General features: G+C 68.6%; 16 protein-coding genes. 14 read left to right on the top strand and 2 right to left on the bottom strand.

Going from position 1 to position 17,521, the window contains the following annotated elements; genetic code table 11:
- Positions 1–843: HNH endonuclease (locus MLGJGCBP_RS29050; RefSeq protein ID WP_236581428.1), on the top strand; the 843-nt coding region annotated here is incomplete at its 5' end.
- A 5-nt stretch (positions 844–848) separates the two neighbouring features.
- On the opposite strand, the gene mftM is transcribed toward MLGJGCBP_RS29050, so the two are convergent.
- On the bottom strand, positions 849–1,673 hold the full coding sequence (gene mftM / locus MLGJGCBP_RS29045) for a mycofactocin oligosaccharide methyltransferase MftM (protein ID WP_160099869.1): 825 nt from the start codon (positions 1,671–1,673) through the stop codon (positions 849–851).
- Positions 1,674–1,711: 38 nt separating this feature from the next.
- Positions 1,712–2,335 (bottom strand): mycofactocin system transcriptional regulator, encoded by a 624-nt coding sequence (gene mftR, locus MLGJGCBP_RS29040; RefSeq protein ID WP_072945581.1) that lies wholly within the window; start codon positions 2,333–2,335, stop codon positions 1,712–1,714.
- Positions 2,336–2,468: 133 nt separating this feature from the next.
- Here mftR and mftA point away from each other — a divergent pair, with 133 nt between their 5' ends.
- The 13 genes from mftA to MLGJGCBP_RS28975 all read left to right on the top strand — a co-directional run bounded on the left by mftA (position 2,469) and on the right by MLGJGCBP_RS28975 (position 17,374).
- The gene (gene mftA / locus MLGJGCBP_RS29035; protein ID WP_005573048.1) at positions 2,469–2,564 is read left to right on the top strand and encodes a mycofactocin precursor MftA; all 96 of its coding nucleotides are present in this window, start codon (positions 2,469–2,471) and stop codon (positions 2,562–2,564) included.
- A 2-nt stretch (positions 2,565–2,566) separates the two neighbouring features.
- The gene (gene mftB, locus MLGJGCBP_RS29030; protein ID WP_167372162.1) at positions 2,567–2,869 is read left to right on the top strand and encodes a mycofactocin biosynthesis chaperone MftB; all 303 of its coding nucleotides are present in this window, start codon (positions 2,567–2,569) and stop codon (positions 2,867–2,869) included.
- 36 nt (positions 2,870–2,905) lie between these two features.
- Complete coding sequence (mftC, locus tag MLGJGCBP_RS29025) at positions 2,906–4,126, top strand: mycofactocin radical SAM maturase (RefSeq protein WP_160099867.1); 1,221 nt, start codon at positions 2,906–2,908, stop codon at positions 4,124–4,126.
- Positions 4,127–4,156: 30 nt separating this feature from the next.
- Entirely contained in the window at positions 4,157–5,338 is a 1,182-nt protein-coding gene (gene mftD / locus MLGJGCBP_RS29020) for a pre-mycofactocin synthase MftD (RefSeq protein WP_160099865.1), read from the top strand.
- A 16-nt stretch (positions 5,339–5,354) separates the two neighbouring features.
- A complete protein-coding gene (locus tag MLGJGCBP_RS29015) occupies positions 5,355–7,316 on the top strand; it encodes a mycofactocin system FadH/OYE family oxidoreductase 1 (RefSeq protein ID WP_160099863.1) in 1,962 nt (653 codons plus the stop codon).
- An 8-nt stretch (positions 7,317–7,324) separates the two neighbouring features.
- Positions 7,325–8,137, top strand: a complete 813-nt coding sequence (locus MLGJGCBP_RS29010; protein ID WP_160099861.1) for a mycofactocin-coupled SDR family oxidoreductase — start codon at positions 7,325–7,327, stop codon at positions 8,135–8,137.
- Complete coding sequence (locus tag MLGJGCBP_RS29005) at positions 8,134–10,095, top strand: mycofactocin system FadH/OYE family oxidoreductase 2 (RefSeq protein WP_160099859.1); 1,962 nt, start codon at positions 8,134–8,136, stop codon at positions 10,093–10,095. The genes MLGJGCBP_RS29010 and MLGJGCBP_RS29005 overlap by 4 nt, the downstream gene beginning before the upstream one ends.
- Positions 10,096–10,145: 50 nt before the next feature.
- Entirely contained in the window at positions 10,146–10,868 is a 723-nt protein-coding gene (mftE, locus tag MLGJGCBP_RS29000) for a mycofactocin biosynthesis peptidyl-dipeptidase MftE (protein ID WP_124395511.1), read from the top strand.
- A 106-nt stretch (positions 10,869–10,974) separates the two neighbouring features.
- On the top strand, positions 10,975–12,375 hold the full coding sequence (mftF, locus tag MLGJGCBP_RS28995) for a mycofactocin biosynthesis glycosyltransferase MftF (protein WP_160099857.1): 1,401 nt from the start codon (positions 10,975–10,977) through the stop codon (positions 12,373–12,375).
- A complete protein-coding gene (mftG, locus tag MLGJGCBP_RS28990; protein WP_160099855.1) occupies positions 12,375–13,847 on the top strand; it encodes a mycofactocin dehydrogenase MftG in 1,473 nt (490 codons plus the stop codon). Before mftF ends, mftG begins: the two co-directional genes overlap by 1 nt.
- A gap of 66 nt (positions 13,848–13,913) precedes the next feature.
- A complete protein-coding gene (locus MLGJGCBP_RS28985) occupies positions 13,914–15,230 on the top strand; it encodes a helix-turn-helix domain-containing protein (RefSeq protein ID WP_160099853.1) in 1,317 nt (438 codons plus the stop codon).
- A 78-nt stretch (positions 15,231–15,308) separates the two neighbouring features.
- Positions 15,309–16,832: an aldehyde dehydrogenase gene (gene adh / locus MLGJGCBP_RS28980; RefSeq protein WP_015889872.1), complete on the top strand. Its 1,524-nt coding sequence runs from the start codon at positions 15,309–15,311 to the stop codon at positions 16,830–16,832.
- Entirely contained in the window at positions 16,832–17,374 is a 543-nt protein-coding gene (locus MLGJGCBP_RS28975; RefSeq protein WP_015889873.1) for a DUF779 domain-containing protein, read from the top strand. Before adh ends, MLGJGCBP_RS28975 begins: the two co-directional genes overlap by 1 nt.
- The last annotated feature ends 147 nt before the right edge of the window (positions 17,375–17,521 follow it).

The raw sequence follows: 17,521 nt of genomic DNA, 5'->3' as shown, positions 1-17,521 counted from the left end.
CTGGTCGCGAAGGCGAAGGCCCTGGCGGTGGAACTCGATGCTGCCGCGGTGGTGGCCCGGTACCGCAAGGCGGTGTCGGAGCGTCGGGTGACGACGCGTCCGGCGCCGGATTCGATGGCGTATCTGAGTGTGCTGATGCCGATGGAGCAGGCGGTCTGTTTGCAAGCGACGTTGCGTCGGGATGCGGACAGTCTCATCGCCACCGGCGAGAGTGGTGGCCGCACCCGGAATCAGTTGATGGCGGATTTGCTGTTCGACCGCGGCACCGGAGCCTCGGTGGCCGATGGTGTGCCGGTGGCGGTGAATCTGGTGATCTCCGACGAGGCGTTGTTGGCAGGGGAGAACGAGGCGGCGGATCTGGCGGGGTTCGGTCCGGTGCCGGCGGGGATCGCCCGGCAGTTGGTGGCGAATGCCCTCGATGGTGATACCGCGGTGACCCTACGAAACGTGTACTCGTGTCCGTTGTCGGGTGCGTTGACGGCGATGGAATCGCAGTCGCGGGCGTTCCCGAAAGGCTTGCGGACGTTGATCGACCTGCGGGACCGGACGTGCCGCACCCCGTGGTGTGATGCGCCGATCCGCCATCACGATCACATCCTCTCCCGCCGCAACAAGGGCGCCACCACCGCCCACAACGGGGCCGGTTTGTGCGCGGCCTGCAACTACGCGAAGGAAGGCGACGGCTGGACCGCCCGCCCCGTCAGACGGCACGGCCGCACGCATCTCTTCGACCTCGGCACCCCAACCGGGCATCACTACCGGTCGGCGGCCGCGCGCCTGCCGTCCGCGGCGCGACGGTCGGAGATCGAGGCGATCCTGATCGCGCACCTCCGAGCGTCATGAGGAGATCAGCAGTCGATGACGAGCCAGCCGCCGTGATGCTCGAACACCTCGAACGGGCGTCCCGTCGATTCGCCGAGTTCGGTGAGCGACGGTGTGTCGAAGGTGCGGATGTGTCCGTGGCAGGCCGTTGCCTCTTCCTCGTAGGGGACGGCGACGACAACCCGTTCGCGGGCGACCCGGAGAGCCTCGGATATCACTGCAGCCCCGATGTTTTCGTCGACGTGCTCGAGGAGGTGGATGGCGGTGACGGTGTCTGCGCTGTCGTCGGGGACCGGCACGTGCGCGGCGTCGCACACGACGGTGCGCAGATCGAGTCCGAGTTCCGGTGCCACCGCGTCGAGGAGGGTCATGGTGCCGGGAAGGATGTCGGTTGCCGTGACGGACCGTCCGGCGCGGGCGAGTCGCAAAGGGAGGAAGCCGAAGCACGACCCGAGGTCGAGGACGGAGCCGCGGACCAGTTGTTCCGCCTTCTCGTGGATCGGTGCGAAGTCGGCGGTGCCGTCGAACAGCTCGTTCAGCGAGTTGCGGTAGTAGACGGTCCACGCCTCGAGCGCACCGTCGACGGTGGAGCGCACCAGTCCGACCATCGTCGATTCGAACTCACCCTGACCGAAGTCGGCATCCTCGATGGACGCGGTGACCGAGGCGACGAGTCTCTCGCTCAGATCCTCGGGTGTCAGGGCGTGCGTGACCCGCAATCGGTCGCCGTCACGGGTGAGGGTGAGCGGCCCGTCCGCGACCCGCTCGACCGTGACGTGACCGTGTGACCACAGCCCGGGTTCGCACGGAGCGAGAGAGTCGAACGCGGGCGTGTCGAGAGTGGAAGTCATTCGAAGCAACCTTGCCGAGAGGTGATGGCGGGAGTGGGTCAGGTTCGGGTGTCGGGCTCGCCGAGGGAACTCAGCCCATCGTAGAGCGATTGCATTCCGCTGGCGAGTAGTTCGTTCAGTTCGAGCGAATCGTCGTCGAGCCACTGCTCGTACGCCGACATCGCAACGCCGAGTAGAAGATAGCCGACGGTCCGCGGAACGTGGTCGGTCGGTGAGACCCCGAGCCGGCTCGCGACGTACTCGGCGATGACGTTGCGCCACCCTTCGTACATCACCACCGAATACGCCTGCAGGGCGGGCACTCGCAGGATCAGTCCCATGCGTTTGCGGTGGTTGACCTCCTCGCTCTCGGGAAACGCGTTGAACTGCAGGAGTGCTGCGGTGAGCCCGTCGACGATCGGGATGTCGCCGGGTTGCGCGGCGAGTTGAGCGCGCATTTCGGCGAGGTGGGCGTCGAAGTCGCCCCACGGGATCGCGTTCTTGGACGGGAAGTAGCGGAACAGGGTGCGGCGGGCGATGCCGGACGCCTCGGCGACTTCGTCGACGCTGGTGGCGTCGAACCCCTGTTCCGTGAACAGCTCGATCCCGACGGTGCTGATCCGATCCTGCGTGGTGGACGGGCGCCGCCCTATCCGACTGGATGGTTTTCGCCGACTTCTCAACTTTCGTACCCTCCCGAGCTGTCATTCTGCACTCGATGCCATTACAGTGGTGAGGCGAGTCACAGGAATGGTCACCTATGACGGGGAACATCCCTCCGGCTCGCGCCGTATCACCGAACAGTAGGAGGAAATCATGTCGGATCGCGACAACAACGTGCTGGAAAACGACTTGGTCGAGGAATCCCTGGTGGAAGAGGTCTCGATCGACGGCATGTGCGGCGTGTACTGATCATGTCCGCTCCAGCATCTGCTTCAGTGACCGGCAACGCCGGTATCGATCTCGATGTGGGCTGGAAGCTTCATCCGCAGGTGGCGCTGCGTCCCGAACCTTTCGGGGCGCTGCTCTACCACTTCGGGACGCGCAAGCTGTCGTTCCTGAAGAACCGCACGATCGTCGCGGTGGTCGAATCGCTTCCCTCACACGCCGACGCCCGGTCCGCACTGCGGGCGCAGGGTATCGGGGACGACGCGGCCGCGCAGTACGCGCGAGCGCTCGGCACGTTGGCCGAGTCGCACATGATCGTCCCCGCCTGACCAGCTCTCTTCACCCCGTACCAGAGGACACAGCCCATGACCTCCATGCTCGAAAGGCCTTCCGCCGCCCCGGTCGGCCGCCTCGTCGACCAGTTCGAACTCGGTCTCGACGCCCCGATCTGCCTGACCTGGGAATTGACCTACGCGTGCAACCTGTCGTGTGTGCACTGTCTGTCCTCTTCGGGCCGGCGTGACCCGCGGGAGCTGAGCACCGAGCAGTGCAAGTCGATCATCGACGAACTGCAGCGCATGCAGGTGTTCTACGTGAACATCGGTGGCGGCGAGCCGACGGTTCGCTCGGACTTCTGGGAGCTGGTCGACTACGCGACCGCCCACCAGGTCGGGGTGAAGTTTTCCACAAACGGGGTGAAGATCGACAAGAAGGTCGCCGCCCGGCTCGCGGCCAGCGACTACGTCGACGTACAGATCTCCCTCGACGGTGCAACGGCCGAGGTCAACGACGCCGTCCGTGGTCCGGGTTCGTTCGCGATGGCGGTGCGGGCGCTCGAGAATCTGTCCGAGGCCGGTTTCAAGGACGCCAAGATCTCCGTGGTGGTCACCCGGCACAACGTGTCCCAGCTCGACGACTTCAAGGCGCTGGCCGACAAGTACGGCGCCACCCTGCGCATCACCCGGTTGCGACCGTCGGGGCGCGGCGCGGACGTGTGGGACGAACTGCATCCCACGCAGGCGCAGCAGCGCGAGCTGTACAACTGGCTGGTCGCCAACGGCGAGGGTGTGCTCACCGGCGACTCCTTCTTCCACCTGTCCGCCTATGGCGACGCGTTGCCCGGCCTGAATCTGTGCGGCGCCGGACGGGTGGTGTGCCTGATCGACCCGATCGGCGACGTCTACGCCTGCCCGTTCGCGATCCACGACCAGTTCCTCGCCGGAAACATCGTGGCGGACGGCGGTTTCCAGCAGGTGTGGCAGACGTCGGAGCTCTTCCAGGAGCTGCGGTCCCCGCAGACCGGCGGCGCGTGCAGCAAGTGCAACCACTACGACTCCTGCCGCGGCGGGTGCATGGCCGCGAAGTTCTTCACCGGCCTGCCGATGGACGGCCCGGACCCCGAATGTGTGATCGGCAACGGCGAACTGGCGTTGGCTGCCGCGGGGGAGATCCCCAAATCCAGTGTCGACCACTCCCGCACCGGCCAGCGCCGGACTCCGCGGGCGCCGGTTCCGTTGACGCTGATGGTGCGTCCGCCGGCAAAGATTTGTGACGAGAACCCGCTTGCGGGCATGGACCAGACGTAACGACGTCTGCCGGGTACGAGAGGTATTTCCATGGGTAAGAATCCGTTCTTCGAGACGGTGGCCGAGGCTCAGCGACGCGCGAAGAAGCGCCTGCCGAAGTCGGTGTACGCGGCGCTGATCGCCGGGTCCGAGCGGGGCGTGACGGTCGACGACAACATCGCGGCGTTCGGCGAACTGGGGTTCGCCCCGCACGTGGTGGGGCTGTCCGACAAGCGTGAGCTGTCCACGACCGTGATGGGCCAGCCGATTTCGCTGCCCGTCATCATCTCCCCGACCGGTGTGCAGGCGGTGCATCCCGACGGTGAGGTCGCTGTCGCGCGTGCGGCGGCGGCACGGGGAACGGCGATCGGTCTCAGCTCGTTCGCGAGCAAGTCGGTCGAGGAGGTCACGGCGGCCAATCCTCAGACGTTCTTCCAGATGTACTGGGTCGGCAGCCGGGAGGTGCTGATCCAGCGGATGGAACGCGCCCGCGCCGCGGGGGCGACCGGACTGATCATCACCACCGACTGGTCGTTCTCGTACGGACGTGACTGGGGTAGCCCGGCCATCCCCGAGAAGATGGACCTGAAGGCCATGCTCCAGTTCGCGCCGGAGGGAATCACCCGGCCGAAGTGGTTGTACGAGTTCGCGAAGACCCGCAAGATCCCGGATCTGACCACCCCGAACCTGGCGCAGCCCGGTCAGGAACCGCCGACCTTCTTCGGCGCCTACGGCGAGTGGATGCAGACGCCGCTGCCGACGTGGGACGACATCGCGTGGCTGCGTGAGCAGTGGGGCGGGCCGTTCATGCTCAAGGGTGTCATGCGGGTCGACGACGCGAAGCGGGCCGTCGACGCCGGTGTCACCGCGATCTCCGTGTCGAATCACGGTGGCAACAACCTCGACGGCACCCCGGCGCCGATCCGCGCGCTGCCCGCCATCGCGGAGGCCGTGGGCGATCAGGTCGAGGTGCTCCTCGACGGCGGCATCCGCCGCGGTAGCGACGTCGTGAAGGCCGTCGCGCTCGGTGCGCGGGCGGTGATGATCGGCCGCGCGTACCTGTGGGGTCTCTCGGCGAACGGTCAGGCCGGTGTCGAGAACGTCCTCGACGTCCTGCGCGGCGGTATCGATTCGGCACTACTCGGGCTGGGCCACTCGAACATCCACGACCTCACCCCGTCCGACGTGGTGATCCCGCCCGGATTCACCCGCGTACTCGGCGCCGAATCCTGAACCACGAACGGCGTAGATGTCTGCGCAACTGACAGACCCGATCACCCTGGCCGGACGCCACGCTCCGTCCAGGGTGCTTCTGGGTCCGCACCCCACCAATCTCGGTGCGGGTAGAGCACTGTCACCACGTCACGTCGCGTATTACGAGCGCCGGGCGCGTGGCGGCGCGGGGATCGTCGTCACCGAGGTGGCGTCGGTACATGCCTCCGACTGGCCGTACGAGCGGGCTCCGCTGGCGACCGACTGCGTCGCCGGATGGCGGGACGTGGTCGCGGCCTGCCGCCCGCACGGCACGCTCGTGCTGGCCGGGTTGGGGCACACCGGACTGCAGGGGTCGAGCGCCTACTCGCAGTCGGTGCTGTGGGGACCGTCGGGGGTCGCCGACGTGATCTCCCGTGAGATGCCGACGCAGATGGAGCAGACGGAGATCGACAGTCTCGTCGACGGCTTCCGGGCCGGGGCCGCTGCGGCGGTCGCAGCGGACGTGGACGGTGTCGAACTCGACGCCGGACCGAGAGCGCTACTGCGACAGTTCCTTTCGAACCTCACCAACGTGCGCGAAGACGAGTACGGTACCGACCCGCTCCGGCTCATCCGCGAGGTCCTCACCGCCGTCCGCGCAGAGCTGGGCCCCGGCCGGATACTGTCCCTGCGCCTGAGCTGCGACGAGGAGACGTCCTGGGCGGGGATCACGCCGTCGATCGCCGCCGGTCACGTACGGGACGTGGCCGACGCACTCGATCTGCTCGTGGTGGTCCGGGGCGGGCCGCTGTCGCCGAACGCCTACCGCCCCGACTTCCACCGGCCGCCGGCGTTCGGCACCGAACTCTGCCGCGGCATCCGCACGGCCGTCGCCGGCGCGGTCCCGGTCGTTCTCCAGGGCAGCGTCGTCGATCCGGCCGATGCCCGGCGGGCGCTGGACGACGGTGTCGCCGACGTCGTCGAGATGACGCGTGCCCAGATCGCCGATCCCGATCTCGTCGTCAAGATCCGCCGCGGTGCGGTGCCGCGGCCGTGCGTCCTGTGCAATCAGACGTGCCAGGTACTCGACCCCCGCAACCCGGTCGTCACGTGCATCGGAAATCCGACGGCCGGGCACGAGACCGTCGATCCCACCGAGGACGCCGCTGTGGTCGGCGGCACGGTACTGGTGGTCGGGGGTGGTCCGGCCGGACTCGAGGCGGCGCGGGTACTTGCGCTGCGAGGTCACCGGGTCACCGTGGCGGAGGCGTCGACACGGCTCGGCGGGATGGTGCGGGCTGCGGTCGGGGCGCCGCACCTCAGGGCGCTGACCGACTGGCTGGAGAACGAATGCCGCGGTTTCGGCGTCGAATTCCGTCTCGGCACAACGGTCTCCGAAGCCGAACTCGACGCCGCGGAACGGGACGGCGTGACGGTGATCCTCGCGACCGGCAGCACGCCCAGGCCGCTGCCGTTCCCCGTCGGGGGAAGTGTCCGGTGTCTCGGCGCCGCGGACCTGCAGGACGGTGACGAACCGGTTGAGGGACCCCACGTCGTCTTCGACCCGGTCGGCGGACCCGTCGGCGTGGCGGTCGCCGACTGGCTCGCGGCGCGGGGACGGGACGTGAGCATCGTGACCCAGGACTCCGTGGCCGGCTCACGACTCGGCATGACCGGCGACCTCGCCGACGCCAACACCCGCCTGCAACGGGCCGGGGTGACGCGTCACCTCGACAGCCGCATCGTGTCGATCGACGGCGACGGAATGCGGTTACGCAACCGGTACACCGCCGAAGAGTCGGTGGTGCCGTGCACCGTGCTGATCGACTGTTCGCATCTTCTCCCCGCGGACACGCTCGGCGCGACCCGCCCGGACGCGGTGCGGGCCGGCGACTGCGTGGCCCCCCGCACACTGCTCGAGGCGGTCCGGGAGGGCCGCACCGAGGCGCTGGCCGTGACCGCACACCGGCGGTCCGAGTTCGATCAACATCCGTTCACCCTCGTCACCGAGAGATAGGACATTTCATGGGACAGTTCGACGACAAGGTCGCGTTCATCACCGGGGCTGCCCGTGGGCAGGGGCGGACGCATGCGGTGCGGTTGGCGCGCGAAGGTGCGGCGATCATCGCTGTCGACATCTGCGGACCGGTGTCGGAGTTCAACACCTATGAGCCGGCGACGGCGGACGACCTCGCCGAGACGGTGCGGCTCGTGGAATCCGAGGGCGGCAAGATTCTCGCCGAGCAGGCGGACGTGCGGGACAGCGCGCAACTGAAGGCGGTCGTGGACCGGGGAGTCGAACAGTTCGGCCGTCTCGACATCGTGATCGCGAACGCCGGGATCTGCAATTGGAATCGCTTCTGGGAGATGGCCGACGAGCAATGGGAGACGCTGATCGACGTAAATCTCACCGGCGCGTGGAAGACGCTGAAGGCAGCGGTCCCGGCGCTGATCGAGGGTGGCCGCGGCGGGTCGATCATCGTGATCAGTTCCGTCGCCGGGATCAAACCGCTCCCGGGGCAGGCCAATTACGCCGCCTCCAAGTTCGGGCTCGTGGGACTCACCCAGACCGCGGCCAAGGAACTGGGCGAGTACGACATCCGGGTCAACTCCATTCACCCGTACGGGGTGAAGACCCCGATGGGCACCGATCCGGGCAGCCTCGTGATTCTCGAGAAGCACCCGCACTACTTGTCGAGCTTCGGCACCATCCTCACCGAGCACCCGCTGGCCGAGACCGACGACATCACCGACGCGGTGGTGTGGCTGGCCGGTGACGGGTCGCGGCGGGTCACGGGCAGTCAGGTCGCCGTCGACATGGGCAACACCAAGGTGTGAGCACCTCCGCGTACCGCCACCTGTTCACCCCGTTGCGCCTGGGACCGCTGACTCTGCGCAATCGGGTGGTCTTCTCGGCGCATCTCACGGGGTACGCCGTCGACGGTCTGCCCACCGCTCAGCACGCCGCCTACTATGCGGCGCGCGCGAAGGGCGGTGCGGGCCTGATCATCTCCGAAGAGCACGCCATCCACCCGGGTGACTGGCCGTACGAGAAGGTGATCGCCGGTTACCGGCCGGAGGTCGTCCCCGGATACCGGCGGATCACCGACGCGGTCCACGCACACGGAGTCCCGATCCTCGCGCAGGTCAACCACAACGGTGGCCAGGGGTCGAGCATGTATTCGCGGCGGCCGCTGTGGGCGCCGAGCGCCGTCCCGGACCCGTTGTTCCGCGAGGTCCCGAAGGCGGTCGATGAGCGCGAGATCCGGGCCCTCGTCGACGGGTACGCGCGCGTGGCCGAGCACTGCGTCCGAGGCGGATTCGACGGCATCGAACTGCAGTGCTCGCACTCGTCGCTGGTGCGCAGTTTCCTCGCCCCCGCCACGAATCGGCGCACGGACCGCTACGGCGGGTCGCTGGCCAACCGTGCGCGCTTCCTCCTCGAGGTCGTCGAGGCGGTGCGCGCGGCGATCGGTCCGGACCGCGCGCTCGGGGTGAGGATCGCGGGGGAGGACCTGTTCGACGGCGGGGTGCACCTCGACGAGGCGGTGGAGGTGGCCGCTCTGCTGGAGGCGGACGGCCGGGTCGACTACCTCAACACGTCCATCGGGATGGCCACCGAGACGCTGCACATGATCGAGGCGTCCATGGCCGTCCCCCGCGGGTATGCGCTGTTCGTCCCCGATGCGATCCGGCAGCGAGTCGGACTTCCGGTGGTCGGTGTCGGCCGGTTCTCGGATCCGCATCAGGCCGACCGGGCTCTCGACGAGGGGCATTGCGACCTGATCGGGGTGGTGCGCGGCCAGATCGCGGACCCGGACTTCGCGGCGAAGGCACTGGCCGGCGAAGAGGACACCATCCGATCGTGCCTGGCGTGCAATCAGGAATGCATCGGACGCATGGGTCTCGGCCGGTGGCTCGGCTGCGTCGTCAACCCGCGCGCAGGCAGAGAATCGGTCCTGCTGCCCGAACCCACCGTCCGCGGCAGGCGGGTCGTGGTGGTCGGCGGCGGACCTGCCGGGCTGAAGGCCGCCGCCACCGCCGCGCAGCGGGGGCACCAGGTGACGCTGTTCGAACGCGCCGCCGTCCTCGGCGGTCAGGTCCGGACGGCCGCCGTCGTCCCGGGACGCCGCGAGTTCCTCGACCTCGTCGTCGACCTGGAAGCGGAATGCGTTCGGCGCGGCGTGGATGTGCGGACCGGCACCGACGCGACCGCCGAGGCGCTCGCGCAGGGACGACCTGACGTGGTGGTGCTCGCCACCGGGGCACGTCCGCGCCGTCCGCGCTGGGCGGGTGCGTCGGACCGGGTGGTGGATGTGCGGGACGTGCTGGAGGGTCGCGCGCATCCGTCCGGGTCGGTGCTGGTTGTCGACGAACTGGGATTCCATCAGGGCACGTCCGTCGCGGAGTTCGCCGCCGACGCCGGGTGTGCCGTCACGATCTGCACGCCGGGGATGATCGTCGGCCAGGATCTCGGGATCACACTGGACCTCGAGGGATGGAACCGGCGGGCGCACGGCAAGGGCATCACCCAGGTCACGGATGTGGTGCCGACCGGGTGCGACGACGCCGGCGAGGGCCGGCTCGCGGTCACGCTCCTGCACCACCCGACCGGTGCGTCGCGTCGACTCAGCGTCGACTGGGTGGTGTCGTCCGCACATCAGCAACCGGAGGACGGGCTCTGGAAACAGTTGTCCGACAGTGGCATCGAGGTGCATCGCGTCGGCGACGCCCTGGCTCCGCGCCGCGCGCACTCCGCCGTCATCGAGGGGGAGCGGGTCGCGCTCGCGCTCTGACGCAGGCAGTCACGGCCCGGGTCGAATCCGCGGTCGCCTAGCATCGGGGGATGCCCCATTCCGGACACCTCGACGACGCGGTGTGGCCCGACCTCGTGTCCCACGTATCGACGGTCGTCGTCCCGGTCGGCTCCCTCGAGCAGCACGGACCGCATCTGCCGCTCGACACCGACACCACCATCGCCGACGCCGTGTCCCGCGCGCTGCCGCACGTGCTCGTCGCACCCCCGATCGCGTACGGCGCCAGTGGCGAGCACGAGGGGTTTCCCGGGACCGTCTCGCTGGGGTCGGAGGCGCTCGAGACCGTTTTGGTGGAGTACGGCAGGTCCGCATGCCGGTGGGCGGACCGCGTGCTGTTCGTCAACGGGCACGGCGGAAACGGACCCGCATTGGTCAAGGCTGTCGCCTTGCTTCGTTACGAGGCCCGCGACGTGGCCTGGGTGCCGTGCGCGGTCCCCGGAGCCGACGCGCATGCCGGGCGTACGGAAACGTCCTTGTTGCTACACCTTTCGCCTGGTCGGGTGCGGTTGTCCAGGGCCGAGCCCGGTAATACGGAACCTGTCGCGAGGTTGATGCCAAGACTGCGTGAAGGCGGTATGGTCGCCGTGTCGGCCAATGGGGTGCTCGGTGACCCGACGGGCGCAACGGCCGCGGAGGGGGCGCAGATCTTCGGCGTGCTCGTCCACACAGTCACCAAGGCACTGGCCCGGTGGGAACCGGGCCCCGACGGACGGCTCCGGTGCGAACCGGGCGCCGATGGGAGGCTCCAATGACCCGCACGGGCGCCCTCGAGTTGCCGAGGGCGGATTTTCGGCACATCCTTGCGGCTGATTTCCGGCATGCCCTGCCGGCGCTGTCCGATCCGCATACGATCGACTGATGCGCCAAGCTCGACTTCCCGACGGATTCGGGATCCGAATCGACCCCAAGGTACGCGCATATTCCGGAGGTCGAGTGCTCATCGGCGGTTCGCCGACCCGGATGCTGAAGCTGGCGCCTACCGCGGCGGCCATGATCGGAGACGGCTACCTCGAGGTCGTCGATCCGCAGTCCGCCGTCGTCGCACGCCGCCTCCTCGACTCGGGGGTCGCCAACCCGCGCCCCATGAGCACGCCGTCCCCGCGGGACGTCACCGTCGTCATTCCGGTGAAGAACAACGCGTCCGGCCTGCACCGGGTGCTGGCCGCGCTCCGCGGACTCGAGGTCGTCGTCGTCGACGACGGTTCCGACGTCCCGATCGTCGCCCCCGCGCTGCAGAACGGGTGCGGTGGCAACGTCACCGTGCTGCGCCACGAGACGGCCAAGGGGCCCGCCGCGGCCCGCAACACCGGTCTGCGTTACGCCGCAACTCCGTTCGTGGCGTTCCTCGACTCCGACGTCCTGCCGCGCACCGGGTGGATCGAGGTCATGCTCGGTCACTTCAGCGACCCGGCGGTCGCGCTGGTCGCCCCGCGGATCGTGGCGCTCGAATCCGAGGCGAGCACGCTCGCCCGGTACGAGCACGCCCGCTCCTCCCTCGACCTGGGACGGAAGGAGTCCGCGGTCCAGTCCGGCGGCCCGGTGTCGTATGTCCCGAGCGCCGCGATGATCGCCCGTCGTGAGGTGCTCGACGAGTTCGGCGGCTTCGACGAGTCCATGCACGTGGCGGAGGACGTCGACCTGTGCTGGCGACTCCAGGAGTCGGGCTGGCGACTGCGGTACGAGCCCGTGGCCCACGTCGCGCACGACCATCGCGTGGCGTTCGGAAAGTGGTTCGGCCGCAAGCTGTTCTACGGCACCGGTGCGGCGCCGCTGGCGGCGAGGCATTCGGGCATGGTCCCACCGCTGTCGATGTCGCCGTGGACGTTCTTCGCGTGCCTCGCCGCGGCCACCTGCACCCGGCTGGGTCTGCTCGGCGCCGTCGCCACGCTCGCGATGATGCTGGTGCGCCTGCGCCGCATGTTCACGGGACTCGACCAGCCGACCCGCATCGCCGCCATCCTCGCCGCCCAGGGCTTCGCCGGTGGTGCCTGGCAGCTGGCGTCCGCGATGTGCCGCCACTACTGGCCCGTCACGCTGCTGGCGGTGTTGTTCTCGAAACGGATTCGCCGGATCGCGCTCGCGATCGCCGTCGCCGAGGGGGTCGCCGACTGGGTCACCCACCGGGAGCCCGGCGGGCTGGGACCGGTGCGGCACACGGTGTTCAAGCGGCTCGACGACGTCGCGTACGGTGCCGGGCTCTGGAAGGGCGCTGTCGCCGCCCGCGACTTCGACGCATTGAAGCCCCGGTTGAAATCGTAGTGGCCGATCCGATTCGCGCCGCCGACGTCGTGGTCGTCGGCGGCGGTTCGAGTGGATGCGTGGTGGCCGGGCGGCTCAGCGAGGATCCCGAACGATCGGTCCTCCTCCTCGAGTCCGGACCCGGTTACCGGTCGGCGCTCGACTGTCCCGTCCTCGACTACCGGACGCTGCCCGTCGGTCCGGGCAGCGCATTCGCGCAGACGTACGGCGTGGAGTTGGCGCCGAGCGTGCCCTCGGCCATGGTGCGCGGTCACGTCCTCGGCGGGTCGGGCGCCGTCAACGGCGCCTACTTCGTCCGCGGGACGGAAGCGGATTTCCGGAACTGGCCCGTGTCGTGGTCGTACGAGAACGTGCTGCCCACGTTCCGGACGCTCGAGCGCGACGCCGACTTCGACGACCCCCGGCACGGCACCACCGGCCCGATGCCCGTGCGCAGGCAGCCCGCGGAGCAGCTGAGCGAGATCAGCGCGGCGTTCCGCGCCGCGGCGCTCAGCGCGGGACATCCCGAGGAACCCGACAAGAACGGAGCCGGCGACGGCGGGATCGGCCCGGTGCCGCTCAACGTCGACGGCGGCCGCCGGGTCAGCACCGCTCTCGCGTACCTGCTGCCGGCGTCGGAGCGGCCCAACCTGACCGTCGAAGCGAACTCCGCTGTCGTGCGAATCCTGTTCTCCGGTCACGAGACGGTGGGCGTCGAGGTCGAGTCGGGCGGCACCCGTCGCACGGTCCGCGCCGGCCGGGTCGTACTGGCGGCGGGACCCATCGAAACCCCGGTGCTGCTGATGCTTTCGGGAATCGGTCCGGTAGAACATTTGAGGGACAACGGCATCGACGTCGTCCTCGACGTTCCCGGTGTCGGTAGCGACTTCAGCGATCACCCCGAAGTCGCGCTACCGTACCGTATCCGGAACACGCTCCGCCGCAGTGGCACGAGTCCGGTCGTCGAAACGGTGCTGAACGTCGGCGACCTCGAGATCCGTCCGTACACGGCGCCGTTCGACGTGCTCGTCCCCGGATCCGGGCAACCCGACCCGGTCCTCGGGATCGGGCTCATGGTGACGGAGAGCCGGGGCGACATCCGGCTCACGTCGGGGCACCGCCGGGACCGTCCCCGGATCCAGTACCGCTACGCGCAATCGGCCGCCGACCGCCGGGCGCTGCGTGAGGGGCTGGCCATCGCACTGGACCTGCTGCGCTCGCCGGAACTCGGCCCCTTGGTCCGGCCGCTGTCCGAGGAGGTGTCCGACCGCTTCGTGCTCGCGCACCTGGGGACGTCGCTGCACCTGTGCGGCAGTTGCCGGATGGGCGGACGCGCAGACGCGGGCGCGGTGGTGGACGAACGGTGCAACGTCCGCGGCATGGAGGGTCTGACCATCGCGGACACCTCGGTGTTCCCGGTGGTCCCGAGCCGGGGGCCGCACGCCACCGCGGTCATGGTCGCCGAGCGGGTCAGTACCTTCCTCAGGGAGTGACGGAGGGCGGAACCCGGCCCCGTGTGACCCGGGTTACAGTAGGCAGAGACGCCGTGGAGGAGTTCGATGCAAAGTCAACCGCCCACAGGGGGCAATCCGTGGGTCGCCGTGCGCCCGGGAGACGACGTCGCGATGCTGGCGCGCAGGGTGTCGTCGGCGCACCAGTTGTTCGTCGATCGTCGCGCCCCCGCAGGCCGTGACCAGGCAGGCGACGGAAATTCGGTGCGGTCGGTCATCCTCGATTCGTGGATGCGCAGCACGAGCAAGGGCGTGAGCCCGGACGGGTCCGCCCGCGCGGTCGATCTGGCGGCCGCGGATCTCGCCGCGTACCGGGCGTCGCACCCGATGTCGATCATCCGGCCGGTGGTGCGCAAACTCCTCGTCGAGGACGCCGCCGACACCGGACTGCTCGTCGCCATCACGGACGAGAAAGGCCAGTTGCTGTGGGTCGAGGGCGATTCGTCCGCCAAGGACCGCGCACTGGAGATGAACTTCGTCGAGGGCGCCGACTGGAGTGAGGACACCGTCGGCACCAACGCACCGGGCACCGCGCTGGCGCTCGACCACTGCGTGCAGATATTCGGCGCCGAGCACTTCAGCAGGTCGGTGCACGACTGGAGTTGTTCGGCGGCGCCCGTCCACGACCCGGCGACAGGGCTGATCGTCGGCGCCATCGACATCACCGGCGGGCCGCGGGTGGCGGTACCCGAGGTGCTGTCGCTGATCCGGGCCACCGTCGCGGCCGCCGAGGCGGAATTGCGCCTGCACCTGCTGCGCTCACCGCAGCCGCTGGTCGAGACGGTGCTGCGGCTGGAGGTGCTGGGGTCGGGACGACCGACTCTGGTGCGCGGCGCCGACCGCATCCCGCTGTCGCAGCGGCACGCCGAAATCCTGCTGCTCCTCGCAGAACACCCCGAGGGACTGAGCTCCGACCGGCTCGCGGTGCTGCTCGACGAGAACGAACTCGACGCCGTCACCATTCGTGCCGAGATGTCACGCCTGCGCAAGGTTTTCGGTCCGGCGAACCTCGGTTCGCGGCCGTACCGGCTGCTCACCGAATTGACGTCCGACGTCCGGCAGGTGCGCGGAGCTTTGGACCGCGGTGAGCTCGCCGCCGCCCTCGACGTCTACTCGGGTCCGGTCCTACCCGGGTCGGAGGCTCCCGGGATCGAGGACCTGCGCGGCGAACTGCGGGCCCGCGTCCAGGCGGCGCTGCTGCGGGAGGGCGATCAACGGTTGCTCGCGAAGTGGACCACGTCCGTCCACGGCCGCGAGGACGTCGCCGCATGGGAGGCGTACCTCGCGGGCCTCGATCCGCGTTCCCCCTTGTATTCGCAGGTCAAGTCGAGGATCGATCTGTTCGATCAGCAGTACGCAACGTAGTTGCAACGGTACGGTCCCTAGTGTTGTGAGTCACACCGAGAAAGTTCCATCGAGTTTCACGACACCAGGGAGTTATCGATGACCGTGTATGCCCGCCCGGGTTCGCCCGACGCCGTCATGTCCTTCCAATCGCGTTACGACAACTGGATCGGCGGCCAGTGGGTTGCGCCCGTCAAGGGCCAGTACTTCGAGAATCCGACCCCCGTCACCGGGCAGCCGTTCTGCGAGGTCGCGCGGTCGACGTCCGAGGACATCGAGCTTGCACTCGACGCCGCGCACGCCGCAGCTCCGGCCTGGGGCAAGACGTCGGTAGCCGAGCGCGCCATCATCCTGAACAAGATCGCGGACCGCATCGAGGAGAACCTCGAGTCCATCGCGCTCGCCGAGTCCTGGGACAACGGCAAGCCGATCCGCGAAACCCTGAACGCCGACATTCCGTTGGCGATCGACCACTTCCGCTACTTCGCCGGTGCGATCCGCGCGCAGGAAGGCGCCCTGTCGGAGATCGACTCCGACACCGTCGCCTACCACTTCCACGAGCCGCTCGGCGTCGTCGGCCAGATCATCCCCTGGAACTTCCCGATCCTGATGGCCGTGTGGAAGCTCGCTCCCGCGCTCGCCGCAGGCAACGCGGTCGTTCTCAAGCCCGCCGAGCAGACCCCGGCGTCGATCCTGCACCTGATCTCCGTCATCGGCGACCTGCTGCCCGCCGGTGTGGTGAACATCGTCAACGGTTTCGGTGTCGAGGCGGGCAAGCCGCTGGCCTCGAGCCCGCGGATCCGGAAGATCGCGTTCACCGGTGAGACCACCACGGGCCGGCTCATCATGCAGTACGCGTCGCAGAACCTGATCCCCGTCACCCTCGAATTGGGTGGCAAGAGCCCCAACATCTTCTTCTCCGACGTCCTGTCGTCCAACGACGACTACCAGGACAAGGCGCTCGAGGGCTTCACGATGTTCGCCCTCAACCAGGGTGAGGTGTGCACCTGCCCGTCGCGTTCGCTGATCCAGGAGGACATCTTCGACGAATTCCTCGCGATGGCGGCCATCCGCACCAAGGCCGTCCGCCAGGGCGACCCGCTCGACACCGACACGATGATCGGCGCGCAGGCATCCAACGATCAGCTCGAGAAGATCCTGTCGTACATCGAGATCGGCAAGGGCGAAGGCGCCAAGGTGATCACCGGTGGTGAGCGCGCCGAACTCGGCGGCGACCTGTCCGGCGGCTACTACGTGCAGCCGACCATATTCACCGGCCAGAACAAGATGCGGATCTTCCAGGAGGAGATCTTCGGTCCCGTCGTGTCCGTCACGTCGTTCAAGGATTACGACCAGGCCATCGAGATCGCCAACGACACGTTGTACGGCCTCGGCGCCGGCGTGTGGTCCCGCGACGGTGGCGTCGCCTACCGGGCGGGCCGCGACATCCAGGCCGGCCGTGTGTGGACCAACACGTATCACCAGTACCCGGCGCACGCCGCGTTCGGTGGCTACAAGCAGTCGGGCATCGGCCGCGAGAACCACCTGATGATGCTGGAGCACTACCAGCAGACGAAGAACCTGCTGGTCAGCTACGCCCAGAAGGCTCAGGGCTTCTTCTGATGGATGCAGCCCGGGCGCCTCAGCGCCTGAAGGCAACCGCCGGGGCGGTGGAGCTTCTCCGCCGCCTCGGCGGTACCCACGGGGCGCTGATGATGCATCAATCCGGCGGATGCTGCGACGGGTCCGCGCCGATGTGTTATCCCGACGGCGAATTCATCGTCGGCGACCGCGACGTGCTGCTCGGTGTCCTCGACCTGCGTCTCGGTGTCGGGGAGACCCCGTCGACCCGGCCCGAGGGCGCCGACGCCGTGCCCGTGTGGATCTCCGGTTCGCAGTTCGAGGCGTGGAAGCACACCCAGCTGGTGCTCGACGTGGTCCCCGGCCGTGGATCGGGCTTCAGCCTCGAAAGCCCGGAAGGCATGCGCTTCCTCAGCCGTGCGCGTGCCTTCACCCCGGAGGAGAACACCAGTCTCGCCGCGGAGGACGTCATCGTGGGCGAGCGGTGGGAGCAGGGCTGGAGGCCCGCACCGTCACCCGAACCGCAAGTGGTCGCCGAAGCCGTCGACGCATGTCCCGTGCCCGCTCGCCGCCCGGGCCCCTAGCGCCCGAAGTTCACTGCGACCGCGGTTTTTACGTCGTGGTCACGTTCTCCTGACACGACGTGTACACAGCTCATTCACCATTGGCCTCGGCCGTTCGGCACCGCGTCTCGCGTGGCGTCGGCGAGGCAATATTCGGATCGACGTAGG

This window comes from Rhodococcus sp. T7, from assembly GCF_009872365.1.
Classification (GTDB): domain Bacteria; phylum Actinomycetota; class Actinomycetes; order Mycobacteriales; family Mycobacteriaceae; genus Rhodococcus_F.
Note: the sequence above shows the minus strand (reverse complement) of the source record. Positions and strands in the feature narration are given on the sequence as shown.

Excerpts from the sequence above, each read along its gene's own strand:
- MLGJGCBP_RS28975 (WP_015889873.1), top strand. The coding sequence starts at position 16,832 with ATGGATGCAGCCCGGGCGCCTCAGCGCCTGAAGGCAACCGCCGGGGCG.
- MLGJGCBP_RS29015 (WP_160099863.1), top strand. The coding sequence starts at position 5,355 with ATGTCTGCGCAACTGACAGACCCGATCACCCTGGCCGGACGCCACGCT.
- mftF (WP_160099857.1), top strand. The coding sequence starts at position 10,975 with ATGCGCCAAGCTCGACTTCCCGACGGATTCGGGATCCGAATCGACCCC.
- MLGJGCBP_RS28985 (WP_160099853.1), top strand. The coding sequence starts at position 13,914 with ATGCAAAGTCAACCGCCCACAGGGGGCAATCCGTGGGTCGCCGTGCGC.
- mftA (WP_005573048.1), top strand. The coding sequence starts at position 2,469 with ATGTCGGATCGCGACAACAACGTGCTGGAAAACGACTTGGTCGAGGAA.
- mftC (WP_160099867.1), top strand. The coding sequence starts at position 2,906 with ATGACCTCCATGCTCGAAAGGCCTTCCGCCGCCCCGGTCGGCCGCCTC.
- mftM (WP_160099869.1), bottom strand. The coding sequence starts at position 1,673 with ATGACTTCCACTCTCGACACGCCCGCGTTCGACTCTCTCGCTCCGTGC.
- mftD (WP_160099865.1), top strand. The coding sequence starts at position 4,157 with ATGGGTAAGAATCCGTTCTTCGAGACGGTGGCCGAGGCTCAGCGACGC.
- adh (WP_015889872.1), top strand. The coding sequence starts at position 15,309 with ATGACCGTGTATGCCCGCCCGGGTTCGCCCGACGCCGTCATGTCCTTC.
- MLGJGCBP_RS29010 (WP_160099861.1), top strand. The coding sequence starts at position 7,325 with ATGGGACAGTTCGACGACAAGGTCGCGTTCATCACCGGGGCTGCCCGT.
- mftB (WP_167372162.1), top strand. The coding sequence starts at position 2,567 with ATGTCCGCTCCAGCATCTGCTTCAGTGACCGGCAACGCCGGTATCGAT.
- mftE (WP_124395511.1), top strand. The coding sequence starts at position 10,146 with ATGCCCCATTCCGGACACCTCGACGACGCGGTGTGGCCCGACCTCGTG.